An 11,768-nucleotide genomic window follows, 5' to 3' on the forward strand; every position below is an offset into this window, starting at 1 on the left:
AAAATTAGTGAAAACTTGTCTGACCTGAATCAATTCAGCAGCAAGCCTTTGATATACTATCTGCCATCACGGGTCGCGCATAGGGTATGCCGCTTAGCGGCGCACGACAGGCAGGATTAACTTTTCGTTTTAACAATCCAGAGGTTGTCATGATCAAAAAAATTGGTGTATTGACCAGCGGCGGCGACGCCCCCGGCATGAACGCAGCCATTCGCGGCGTTGTGCGATCAGCGCTGAGCGAAGGACTGGAAGTTTTTGGTATCTATGACGGCTATCTGGGACTGTACGAAGATCGGATGATCAATCTCGACCGCTACAGCGTATCAGACATGATTAACCGCGGCGGCACCTTCCTGGGCTCGGCGCGTTTCCCCGAGTTCCGCAACGATGAAGTGCGCCAGGTCGCGATTGAGAATATGAAAAAACGCGGCATCGACGCGCTGGTTGTCATCGGCGGCGACGGCTCCTACATGGGCGCGAAGCGTCTGACCGAAATGGGTTTCCCATGCATTGGCCTGCCGGGCACCATCGATAACGATGTTGCGGGCACCGACTACACCATCGGCTACTTCACCGCGCTGGAAACCGTGGTCGAAGCGATTGACCGCCTGCGCGATACCTCTTCTTCGCACCAGCGTATCTCTATTGTCGAGGTGATGGGACGCTACTGCGGCGACCTGACTCTGGCGGCGGCGATTGCGGGCGGCTGCGAATTTATCGTGCTGCCGGAAATTCCTTATACCCGCGAAGAGCTGGTAATGGAGATCAAAGCGGGCATCGCCAAAGGCAAAAAGCACGCCATTGTGGCGATCACCGAACATATCTGCGATATCGACGATCTGGCGAAGTACATCGAAGCGGAAACTAAACGCGAAACGCGCGCGACCGTGCTCGGTCATATTCAGCGCGGCGGCGCGCCCTGTGCTTACGACCGTATCCTCGCGTCGCGCATGGGCGCCTATGCCATTGAGCTGCTGCTGCAGGGTTACGGCGGCCGCTGCGTCGGCATCCAGAACGAGAAGATGGTGCATCACGACATCATCGACGCTATCGAAAACATGAAGCGTCCGTTTAAGCGTGACTGGCTGGAAACCGCGAAAAAACTCTATTAAGCCTAAACACGCTTCAGGCGCGCCTCTCCGGCGCGCTTTTATTTTAGCTGTCTATATTCCTGCCAGTTATAAATGCTTATTTTTAATTCTTTTAGCTCTAAAATGGTTTATGTCACGCTACCGGCATAATGACATCGGGAGCGTGCATAATGAACAAGTGGAGTATTGGTATTACCCTTCTGCTGGCCTCTGCCAGCGTTCTGGCAAAGGATTACCAGCTGTTAAACGTCTCTTACGATCCGACGCGCGAGCTGTACGAGCAGTACAACAAAGCCTTTGCGGCGCACTACAAGCAGGAAACCGGCGATAACGTGGTAATCCGCCAGTCGCACGGCGGCTCAGGCAAGCAGGCAACCTCGGTTATTAACGGCATTCGCGCCGATGTCGTCACGCTGGCGCTGCAATCCGATGTCGATGCCATCGCCGAACGCGGCCGTATCGATAAGAACTGGCTCAAGCGTCTGCCGGATAACTCCGCGCCTTACACCTCCACCATTGTTTTCCTGGTGCGCAAAGGCAATCCTAAAGGCATTCACGACTGGTCCGATTTAATTAAGCCAGGCGTTTCAGTCATTACCCCGAATCCGAAAACCTCAGGCGGCGCGCGCTGGAACTATCTGGCGGCATGGGGCTGGGCGCTGGATCAAAATAACGGCGATCAGGCGAAGGCGCAGGCTTACGTAAAAGCGCTGTTTAAAAACGTCGAGGTGCAGGACTCCGGCGCGCGCGGCGCAACCAATACCTTCGTAGAACGCGGCATCGGCGACGTGCTGATCGCCTGGGAAAACGAAGCCTACCTGGCGGTCGATAAGCTGGGTAAAGACAAGTTTGAAATCGTTACGCCGAGCGAATCTATTCTGGCTGAACCCACCGTTTCCGTGGTGGATAAAGTGGTAGACGATCAGGGTACGCGCGCCGTTGCGGACGCCTATCTGAAGTATCTCTACTCGCCGGAAGGCCAAACTATCGCAGCGCAAAACTACTATCGTCCGCGCGATGCGGAAGTGGCGAAGAAATTCGCCAGCACCTTCGCGCCGGTGAAGTTGTTTACCATCGATAATAAGTTCGGCGGCTGGACGCAGGCGCAGAAAACGCACTTTGCCGATGGCGGCACCTATGACCAGGTGATGAAGCCTTAATCGCGCAAGTGCAGTAAAGACGGCCAGCCAGCATGCTGGCCGTTTTTATTTGTGCGTGACATTCCACGGCAGGCAGGCGAGGATGCGGAAAAAAGCGGAAAGAGGAGCCTTGCTATGCAGGGACGTCGCCGTGGGCTGGGCCTGATTGCGCTGCTGCTGTTGATGCTGACAGGCGGTTTAGCGATTGCCGCATTCCACCTGCACAAAAACAGCGATGCGCTGTGGCACATCGTCAGTGAAAAGTGCGAGCCGAATCAGCGCGCAACCGGCAAGCCCGCGCCTTGCCAGCGCGTCGAGCCTGAGCAAGGCTATGCGCTGCTCAAAGATTTGAACGGGCCGCTGCAGTATCTGCTGATCCCGCTGGCGAAAATCAGCGGCATGGAAAGCCCGGCGCTGCTCAATCCCGCGACGCCTGATTTCTTCGCCTTCGCCTGGCAGGCGCGTACGCAGCTGGCGGCAAAGCGCGGCGCGCCTGTCGCCGATAGCGCGCTGTCGCTGGCGATCAACGCCGAGTATGGCCGCACCCAGAATCAGCTGCATATTCATATCTCCTGCCTGCGTCCTGATGTGCGCCGCGCGCTGGATCGCCTCGCGCCTGCGCTCTCCAGCCGCTGGCAGACGGAACAGCTGCGCCAGCACGCTTACCGAATACGCGCGCTGACCCTGCCGGAGCTGACGCAGCAGAGCCTGTTTATCCGCGTGGCCAACGAGATCCCTAACGCGCGCGGCGAAATGGGCAAATATGGGCTGGCGCTGGCGGCGCTGCCGGATGGGCGTCTGGTGGTAATGGCGCTTGAGCGCAACTGGCTATTGCTAAACCGCGGCTCGGCGGAAGAGCTACAGGACCACAGCTGCGAGATTTTGCGGCAATAAAAAAGGCGGCCATCAGGCCGCCTTTTTTACGTAGCGAAAGTTACGCTTTTTTCGCTTCCGCCGCCGCTTTAACGATAACGGCGAAGGCGTCAGCCTTCAGCGAGGCGCCGCCGACCAGCGCGCCATCGATGTCCGGCTGGGTAAAGAGTTCAGCCGCGTTCTTGTCGTTAACAGAACCGCCGTACTGAATGATCACCTGCTCGGCGACCGCAGCATCTTTCTTCGCGATGTGCTGGCGAATAAATTTGTGTACCGCCTGCGCCTGCGCCGGGGTCGCTGATTTGCCGGTGCCGATAGCCCAGACCGGCTCATAGGCGATAACCACGCCGTTAAACGCTTCCGCGCCCTGGGTTTCCAGCACTGCGTCGATCTGGCGCGCGCAGACTTCTTCAGTCTGACCCGCTTCGTTTTCCGCTTCGGTTTCACCAATGCACAGCACCGGCACCAGGCCAGCTGCTTTCAGCACGGCGAATTTCTTCGCGATGAACTCGTCGCTCTCTTTGTGGTAGGTACGACGCTCAGAGTGGCCGATAATGATATATTTCGCGCCGATATCTTTCAGCATGTCCGCGGAGGTTTCGCCGGTGAAGGCGCCCGAGAGGTTAACGTCGACGTTCTGCGCGCCCAGAGCGATGTGGCTGCCGGAGATGGCGTGTTTCGCCTGGTCGAGGTAGATGGTCGGCGGGGCGATCGCCACGCCGCAGCCGTCAACGCCGGAGAGCGCTTTGCGCAGGCCTTCGATCAGCTCGCCTGTCATCTGCTTGCTGCCATTCAGTTTCCAGTTACCCATAACCAATGGATGTCGCATTCTATCCTCCGCGTTACGCGATTCATTAAATTGCACTGCCGTCAGGCAGCGTAGACTGCCAGACAGTATAGAGATCTATCAGGTCAATGGCTTTGCTTTTCGTCATTTTTGCCGCCCTGATCGGCAGGCGGCAGCGCCAGTTTTATGGGCTCGACGGCGAAGGTCAGGCCCTTGTCGCCATTGTCCGCCACCACGAAACGCAGCGCGCCTTCGGTGCGGGAAAAATAGCGCGCGCCTTTGCCTTCGCTCAGCAGCGCGTTCAGCTTTTGCCGCGCTTCGTCCGGGGAAAGACCTGGCACAAAAAAGCGCAGCAGCGCCGTCATGTAGGCGAGCGCTTTCTCCTGCGACGCTTTCTGATCGGGTACCGGCACCGGCAGCCAGGTCAGCTGTAGCGTCTTCACTTTTCCGGTTCCCTGTTCCAGCGCGGTAGAGGCGTAGAGCGTTTCGCTGATTTTACTCGCCGCGCGCGTCAGGCGGCTGCTGTCGTTTCTGCTGTCGATAGCGCGATACTCCATCAGCGGCAGGTCGGCGTTGGCGGCGTTATACCTTTCGCGGAACTGGCCGATGGTCATATCAAAGGTAGGCGCGCCCGCCAGCAAATAGGGTGCGGCAGGCACGGATTCGCTGCGCTCGCGCAGCGTGGGATCGGCGGCAAATGCCGGGGCCGTTAGCGCAAGGCTCAGCAGCAGCGCGCCAGGCAAATTCTTCATTTCGTAGGCTCGACCAGTAAACTCTGCGCCAAATTAGAACGGGTTTTACCTGCGAAAGTCAAAAGCGCGACGGGCAAAATTTGCCCCAGGATAAGAATTATCTCATCCCAGCGCGGCTTACCAGTAGTGCTCGCTGGTGATATGCCCGGGTTTACGCTTCAGATGCTTGCGCATATCGCGCGTCTCTTTCAGCATCTGCTGAGTATCGCGCACCATCTGCGGGTTGCCGCACAGCATAATATGGCCCGACTCCGCCTCTATCGGCAGGCCCACCGCGCGCTCCAGTTCGCCGCTTTCGATCAGCGCCGGCACGCGGCCGGTAAGGGATCCCACTGCGTTTTCGCGACTCACCACCGTCTGAATGCGCAGCTTGCCGTTGTAGATCTGCTGCAGCGACTGCATCAGCGGCAGGTAGCTGAGATCGGCGGCATAGCGCACCGCGTGCACCAGCACGATATGATCAAAGCGATCCAGCCCTTCGCCCTGTTGCAGAATAGAGAGGTAAGGCCCAATCGCCGTGCCGGTCGCCAGCATCCATAGCGTTTTGCACGGCGGGATCTCATCCAGCACAAAAAAGCCGGCAGCCTCTTTCGTTACCATCACGGTGTCGCCCGGCCTGAGCGCCTGCAGACGCGGGCTCAGTTTGCCCTCCGGCACCGTGACCAGATAGAACTCCAGTAAAGGATCGCTGGGCGCGTTCACGTAAGAGTAAGCGCGCTGCACGCGTTCGCCGTCTATCTCCAGTGCCAGCTTGGCGAACTGACCGGCGGTGAATGCATCGATCGGCGCATGCACCCGCAGACTGAACAGCGCGTCCGTCCAGTTCTTCACTTCCTTTACTTGCGCATTGACCCATTCAGCCATCGTTACTCTCCTGGTCGTTGATTTTTCAGGCACAGTGTTATCATCGCGGCTGCACGGCGCTTTTTCCACCCGCGCGCCGTTTTTTTGGCTCTAATCGACAAATGCGCCGCACGTCTCAACACGCCGTTGCCCGCGGTTGACAAGGTGGTACGAAAACTTGACGCCTTTACGCCAGCCTCTTTACGCCCGTCTCTCGATTTGTCACGTAATCCTGATATTTTTCCCGCCATTAACCCGATGCAGCGCGTTTTGCTGCTGAATTAACTTTATTTCCCAGACCGAGATGTCGATGAAGAAGATGGAAAATCGTCCGCTGTTGCTGATGTTGATTTTAATGCTGGCGGTTGGGCAAATGGCGCAGACGATCTATGTCCCGGCGATGGCCGAGATGGCGGACGCGCTCAACGTGCACGACGGCACGCTGCAGCGCGTGATGGCGGCCTATCTGATGACCTATGGCGGATCGCAGCTGATCTACGGTCCGCTCTCCGACAGCATCGGGCGCCGCCCGGTGATCCTCGCCGGCATGACGATCTTTATGATCGGCGCCGTGACCGCGATGCTGGCGCCGTCGCTGAACGTGCTGGTGCTGGGCAGCGCCATTCAGGGGCTGGGCACCGGCGTGGCGGGCGTGATGGCGCGTACTATGCCGCGCGACCTCTATGCGGGCGTCGCGCTGCGTCAGGCTAATAGCCTGCTCAATATGGGCCTGTTGGTCAGTCCGCTGCTGGCGCCGGTTATCGGCGCGCTGCTGACGAAGCTGTTCGGCTGGCACGCCTGTTTCGCTTTCCTGCTGCTGCTCTGCGTCGCAGTGACCGGCGCGATGATGCGGTGGCTGCCGGAGACGCGTCCGCAAGGCGGCGAAGTCACGCCTTTTTTCCGCCGCTATCAGCGACTGCTGCGCGATGCCAGCTTTGTACGCTTTATTGTGCTGCTGATCGGCGCGCTGGCGGGCATTGCGGTTTTCGAAGCGAGCTGCGGCGTGCTGCTGGGCGGCGTGCTGGGGCTGGATGCCTTTACCGTCAGCATTCTGTTTATTCTGCCGATCCCCGCCGCCTTTTTCGGCGCCTGGTTCGCCGGACGCGAGGCGCGCTCCTGGCATAGCCTGATGTGGACCGGCGTCAACAGCTGTCTGCTGGCGGGCGCGCTGATGTGGATCCCGGCGTGGTTCGGCATCATGAATATCTGGACGCTGCTGGTGCCCGCCGCGCTCTTCTTCTTCGGCGCGGGCATGCTGTTCCCGCTGGCGACCTCAGGCGCGATGGAGCCCTACGCGTGGCTGGCCGGCAGCGCCGGCGCGCTGATTGGGGGATTGCAAAACCTGGGATCGGGCGTGGTCGCCTGGGCGTCTGCGCTGCTGCCGCAGCGCGACCAGTTCAGCCTGGGCATGCTGATGTTCGCCACCGCGCTGGTGATGCTGCTCTGCTGGCTGCCGCTGTCGCGCCAGCCAGAAAGTCAGAGCGGCACGGTTACAGGATAAAGGGATGCAGCGCCGCGTCTTTGCGGTCCAGATAGTGGATCGACTGGATGCGGCGAATAGTGCGCGATTTGCCGCGGATCAGCAGGGTTTCGCTGGTGGCGATATTGCCCTGACGCGTAATGCCTTTCAGCAGATCGCCGCTGGTAATGCCGGTAGCGGCGAAGATGACGTTGTCGTTGCGCGCCATCCGCGCCAGCGGCAACACTTCGCCCGCTTTAATGCCCATCTCGTCGCAGCGCGCCAGCTCCTGCTCGCCGATGCGGCGATTCTCTTCGCTCTCGCCCTTAACCTCATGACGCGGCAGCAGACGCCCCTGCATATCGCCATCCAGCGCGCGGATCACCGCCGCCGATACCACGCCCTCCGGCGCGCCGCCGATGCCGTAGAGCACGTCGACCTCGCTGTCAGGCATGCAGGTCAGGATAGAGGCCGCTACGTCGCCGTCCGGGAAAGCGAAGACGCGCACGCCAAGCTGCTGTAGCTGCGCGATAACCGCGTCGTGGCGCGGTTTCGCCAGAATGGACACGGTCAGCTGCGCCAGCGGCTTATCCAGCGCCGCGGCGATATTTCGCAGGTTGGTTTCCAGCGGCAGATTGAGATCGATATGGCCGCGCGCCGCCGGGCCGACGATTAGCTTCTCCATATACATATCTGGCGCGTGCAGAAAGCTGCCTTTGTCGCCCACCGCCAGCACCGCCAGCGCGTTGGCCTGGCCCATCGCGGTCATTCGCGTGCCCTCGATCGGATCCACTGCGATATCGACCGCGTCGCCGCGCCCGCTGCCGACTTTTTCGCCGATATAGAGCATCGGCGCTTCGTCGATCTCCCCTTCGCCGATCACAATCTGGCCGTCGATATCAATGGTATTCAGGACGTGTCGCATCGCGTGGACGGCAGCGCCGTCGGCGCCGTTTTTATCGCCGCGCCCCAGCCAGCGATAGCCAGCTAACGCCGCCGCTTCGGTTACGCGGGAAAATTCTATGGCAAGTTCTCGTTTCATGGCCTGCACCTGCTGAAAAAAGGGCAGTGTAGCATAGCGGGGAAGGGCAAAAAAAAGCCCGCGACAGCGTCGCGGGCCCGGAAGGTTGAGATGTTTGCCAGCGGCGGCTGGCATACGCTCATATTACTCGTCGTGATCTTCCCACGCCTGCGCGCGCGCCACTGCTTTTCTCCAGCCGGCGTAGCGAACGTTGCGCTCGGTGGTCTCGATGCTCGGGCGGAATTCGCGCTCGATGACCGCCTTGGCGCGCACCTCTTCCAGGTCGCCCCAGAAGCCTACCGCCAGACCTGCCAGATAGGCGGCGCCCAGCGCGGTGACTTCGCGCACTTCCGGACGCTCAACGCGCGTGCCGAGAATGTCCGACTGGAACTGCATCAGGAAGTTGTTCGCGACCGCGCCGCCGTCCACGCGCAGCGACTGCAGGCGGGTATCGGCGTCGTTCTGCATCGCTTCCAGCACGTCGCGCGTCTGGTAGGCGATAGACTCCAGCGTGGCGCGAATAATGTGGTTGGCGTTAGCGCCGCGCGTCAGGCCGAAAATCGCGCCGCGCGCATAGGGATCCCAGTAAGGCGCGCCCAGGCCGGTAAAGGCCGGAACCATATAAACGCCGTTGGTATCCTTCACCTTAAGGGCGAAGTACTCCGAGTCGGTCGAGTCGCTGATCAGCTTCATCTCGTCACGCAGCCACTGAATCGAGGCGCCGCCGATAAACACGGCACCTTCCAGCGCATAGTTCACTTCGCCGCGCGGGCCGCAGGCGATGGTGGTCAGCAGGCCGTGCGAAGAGGTCACCGCTTCGGTGCCGGTGTTCATCAGCATAAAGCAGCCGGTGCCATAGGTATTTTTCGCCATGCCCGGCTGAACGCAGAGCTGGCCGTAAAGCGCCGCCTGCTGGTCGCCTGCGATACCGGCGATAGGAATACGCGTGCCGCCTTTACCGCCGATATTGGTCTGACCGTACACTTCTGAAGAGCCTTTCACTTCCGGCAGCATTTCACGCGGGATATCAAGGATCTCCAGCATGCGCTGATCCCACTCCAGCTTGTGAATGTTGTACATCATGGTACGCGAGGCGTTAGTGTGATCGGTAATATGCACGCGCCCCTGGGTCATTTTCCACACCAGCCAGGTATCGACGGTGCCGAACAGCAGCTCGCCGCGCTTCGCGCGTTCGCGCGCGCCTTCTACATGGTCGAGGATCCACTTCACTTTGGTGCCGGAGAAGTAGGGGTTAATGACCAGGCCGGTGGTGTGCTGGATATACTCTTCCAGACCCTCTTTTTTCAGCTTGTTGCAGTAGTCCGCGGTACGCGGATCCTGCCAGACGATGGCGTTATAGATCGGCTTGCCGGTCTCTTTGTCCCAGACGATGGCGGTTTCGCGCTGGTTAGTGATGCCGATCGCGGCGATCTCATCGGAACGGATGTCGGCGTGCGCCAGCACCTCTACCAGCGTCGAGCTTTGCGATGCCCAGATGTCCATCGGGTCATGTTCGACCCAGCCCGCTTTCGGGTAGATCTGGGTAAATTCACGCTGCGATACCGCAACGATGTTGGCGTCGTGATCCAGCACGACGGCGCGTGAGCTGGTCGTGCCCTGGTCGAGCGCAACAATATATTTTTTATCAGTGGTAGTCGTCATAATGCATTCCCGATGAAAAGGTGAAACTTACGCTTTACGCTGCTCAGCGCGTGCGACCGGTTTTTCTGTTTTGCTGCTGGCCAGTACGGCGCCAGGCAGGTGGCGGCCAATCAGCGCGCGATAGCCGAAGGCGCCCAGACAGGCTCCCACTAACGGGCCAAAGATCGGTACCAGGAAGTAGGGGATATCTTTACCGCCCGTGAAGGCCACGTTACCCCAACCCGCAAAGAAGGCGAACAGCTTGGGTCCGAAATCACGCGCCGGGTTCAGGGCGAAGCCGGTCAGCGGACCCATTGCGCCGCCGATAACGGCAACCAGCAGGCCAATCAACAGCGGCGCCAGCGGACCACGCGGTACGCCATTGCCATCGTCGGTCAGCGCCATAATCACCGCCATCAGTACCGCCGTAATCACCATTTCAACCAGGAACGCCTGTCCTACGCTGATGTGCGGGTTAGGGTAGGTTGAGAAGATACCGGCCAGATCCAGACTCTGAACCGTGCCGCGCACCATCTGATGGCTTTGCTCGTAATCGAAGAACAGATTGTAATAAAGGCCGTAAACCAGCGCGGCAGCGCAGAATGCGCCTGCGACCTGCGCCAGGATATAAGGCACCACCTTGCGCCCTTCAAAGTTGGCGAACAGACAAAGCGCCACCGTGACGGCAGGGTTAAGATGGGCGCCAGATACGCCGGCGGTAAGGTAGACGGCCATGGAGACGGCGAGTCCCCAGATAATACAGATTTCCCATTGCCCGAAGGCGGCGCCGGCGACTTTCAGCGCGGCTACGCAGCCTGCGCCAAAGAAGATAATCAGGCCGGTTCCGATAAATTCGGCGATGCACTGCCCTTTCAGTGTGTTCGATGTCTGACTCATAATGGTATTCCTGAAGCGAGGTTAAATTTTATCAGTTTTTGTTCTCAATCCATGAGTCACCCAGCTCTCTTGTAGGGCTGGTGTAAATTTATCGTTAACGAGCATAAACGAGAAATAGCGAAATCTAAATCTGTGTGCTGAGTCAAAAAAATGCGCGTTTTCGCGCCTTTTCACTTTCATGAAACATCATTTCAACTTTTTAGCCGCCTCGTTTTTCGCGGCGGCCGCGCGCAGCGGCAAGAGGCCAGGTATAAGCCGAAAAGTGTTACAGACTGCGCCCGCAGTGCCCGCGTCGCTGGACTTGCGCTATCAGGCTACATACAATCGGAAACATTGTTGCTGGCCTGGCTGATACAGGGCGTCACGCGCTAAGGCTGGCATCATCAACGCCCTGCGAGAATTTAGGAGAGGTCAGAAAGATGTCATTTGAAGTATTCGAGAAACTGGAAGCGAAAGTACAGCAGGCGATTGATACCATCACCCTGCTGCAGATGGAAATCGAAGAGCTGAAAGAGCAGAACAACGCGCTGAAAAACGAAGCGCAACAGGCGGCGGGCAATCATGACTCGCTGGTGCGTGAAAATCAGCAGCTGAAGGAAGAGCAGCATCTGTGGCAGGATCGCCTGCGTGCGCTGCTGGGAAAAATGGAAGAGGTGTAAGCGCCTCATTAGAATGAAAAACGGGAGCGCATCGCTCCCGTTTTCGTTTTCGGCATTACTCGATATCGAGCGGATCTTCAGAGAGAATTATGCCGGTATTGTCGGCGTAGAGATGATCGCCGGAAAAGAAGGTGACGCCGCCGAAGTTAACGCGCACATCGCTTTCGCCGATGCCTTCGCCCGCCGCGCCCGCCGGCACAGCGGCAATCGCCTGAATGCCGATCTCCAGCTCCTCCAGGTCATCTACCTGACGCACGGAGCCGTAAACCACTAAGCCTTCCCATTCGCTTTCGACCGCCAGACGCGCCAGCTGCGCATCCACCAGTGCGCGACGCACCGAACCGCCGCCGTCAACCACCAGCACGCGGCCCCGGCCGTTCTCTTCCAGCAGATCGTAGAGCAGGCCGTTGTCTTCAAAACATTTCACTGTGGTTATCTGACCACCAAATGAGGTGCGGCCACCAAAGTTTGAAAAAAGCGGTTCAACAACGTTCACTTCTTCATGGTAGATGTCGCAGAGTTCAGAGGTATCGTATTTCATGATGGGTTCATCTGTTTGCCACAGGAGGGGTAAGTATACCGCCAGTTGCGGATTGTTGGCAAAAT

12 protein-coding genes are annotated in these 11,768 nt (G+C 58.9%); 5 read left to right on the forward strand and 7 right to left on the reverse strand.

All coding sequences use genetic code 11. The features are described from left to right. Positions 1-149: 149 nt before the first annotated feature. From pfkA to B3229_RS04585, 3 genes are all read left to right on the forward strand, one after another. Positions 150-1,112, forward strand: coding sequence for a 6-phosphofructokinase (gene pfkA, locus B3229_RS04575; protein WP_033754393.1), 963 nt, complete (start codon positions 150-152; stop codon positions 1,110-1,112). Positions 1,113-1,261: 149 nt separating this feature from the next. Next, entirely contained in the window at positions 1,262-2,251 is a 990-nt protein-coding gene (locus B3229_RS04580; protein WP_033754394.1) for a sulfate ABC transporter substrate-binding protein, read from the forward strand. A gap of 114 nt (positions 2,252-2,365) precedes the next feature. Beyond that, positions 2,366-3,124, forward strand: a complete 759-nt coding sequence (locus B3229_RS04585; protein WP_048782920.1) for a CDP-diacylglycerol diphosphatase — start codon at positions 2,366-2,368, stop codon at positions 3,122-3,124. A 40-nt stretch (positions 3,125-3,164) separates the two neighbouring features. On the opposite strand, the gene tpiA is transcribed toward B3229_RS04585, so the two are convergent. From tpiA to fpr, 3 genes are all read right to left on the reverse strand, one after another. Then, positions 3,165-3,932, reverse strand: a complete 768-nt coding sequence (tpiA, locus tag B3229_RS04590) for a triose-phosphate isomerase (protein ID WP_072010464.1) — start codon at positions 3,930-3,932, stop codon at positions 3,165-3,167. Between the two features lie 83 nt (positions 3,933-4,015). Beyond that, positions 4,016-4,642: a DUF1454 family protein gene (locus B3229_RS04595; RefSeq protein WP_286869793.1), complete on the reverse strand. Its 627-nt coding sequence runs from the start codon at positions 4,640-4,642 to the stop codon at positions 4,016-4,018. Between the two features lie 117 nt (positions 4,643-4,759). Next, a complete protein-coding gene (gene fpr, locus B3229_RS04600) occupies positions 4,760-5,506 on the reverse strand; it encodes a ferredoxin--NADP(+) reductase (RefSeq protein ID WP_048782924.1) in 747 nt (248 codons plus the stop codon). 289 nt (positions 5,507-5,795) lie between these two features. Between fpr and emrD the strand changes: the two genes are divergently transcribed. After that, positions 5,796-6,986, forward strand: coding sequence for a multidrug efflux MFS transporter EmrD (gene emrD, locus B3229_RS04605; RefSeq protein WP_193390079.1), 1,191 nt, complete (start codon positions 5,796-5,798; stop codon positions 6,984-6,986). On the opposite strand, the gene glpX is transcribed toward emrD, so the two are convergent. The 3 genes from glpX to B3229_RS04620 all read right to left on the reverse strand — a co-directional run bounded on the left by glpX (position 6,976) and on the right by B3229_RS04620 (position 10,503). Then, entirely contained in the window at positions 6,976-7,986 is a 1,011-nt protein-coding gene (gene glpX, locus B3229_RS04610) for a class II fructose-bisphosphatase (protein WP_286869796.1), read from the reverse strand. The two genes, emrD and glpX, sit on opposite strands and share 11 nt — an antisense overlap. Positions 7,987-8,109: 123 nt before the next feature. Continuing rightward, positions 8,110-9,627 carry a glycerol kinase GlpK gene (gene glpK, locus B3229_RS04615; RefSeq protein WP_048782928.1) on the reverse strand — a complete coding sequence of 506 codons (1,518 nt, stop codon included), beginning with the start codon at positions 9,625-9,627 and terminating at the stop codon, positions 8,110-8,112. Between the two features lie 27 nt (positions 9,628-9,654). Then, complete coding sequence (locus B3229_RS04620; RefSeq protein ID WP_033754419.1) at positions 9,655-10,503, reverse strand: MIP/aquaporin family protein; 849 nt, start codon at positions 10,501-10,503, stop codon at positions 9,655-9,657. Positions 10,504-10,922: 419 nt separating this feature from the next. On the opposite strand from B3229_RS04620, the gene zapB reads away from it, so the two are divergent. Next, on the forward strand, positions 10,923-11,162 hold the full coding sequence (gene zapB, locus B3229_RS04625; RefSeq protein WP_033754422.1) for a cell division protein ZapB: 240 nt from the start codon (positions 10,923-10,925) through the stop codon (positions 11,160-11,162). Between the two features lie 55 nt (positions 11,163-11,217). On the opposite strand, the gene rraA is transcribed toward zapB, so the two are convergent. Further along, positions 11,218-11,703: a ribonuclease E activity regulator RraA gene (gene rraA, locus B3229_RS04630; protein ID WP_286869800.1), complete on the reverse strand. Its 486-nt coding sequence runs from the start codon at positions 11,701-11,703 to the stop codon at positions 11,218-11,220. Positions 11,704-11,768 lie beyond the last annotated feature (65 nt).

Origin of the sequence: Pantoea sp. UBA5035 (assembly GCF_002415245.1) — a bacterium.
GTDB lineage: Bacteria > Pseudomonadota > Gammaproteobacteria > Enterobacterales > Enterobacteriaceae > Pantoea > Pantoea septica.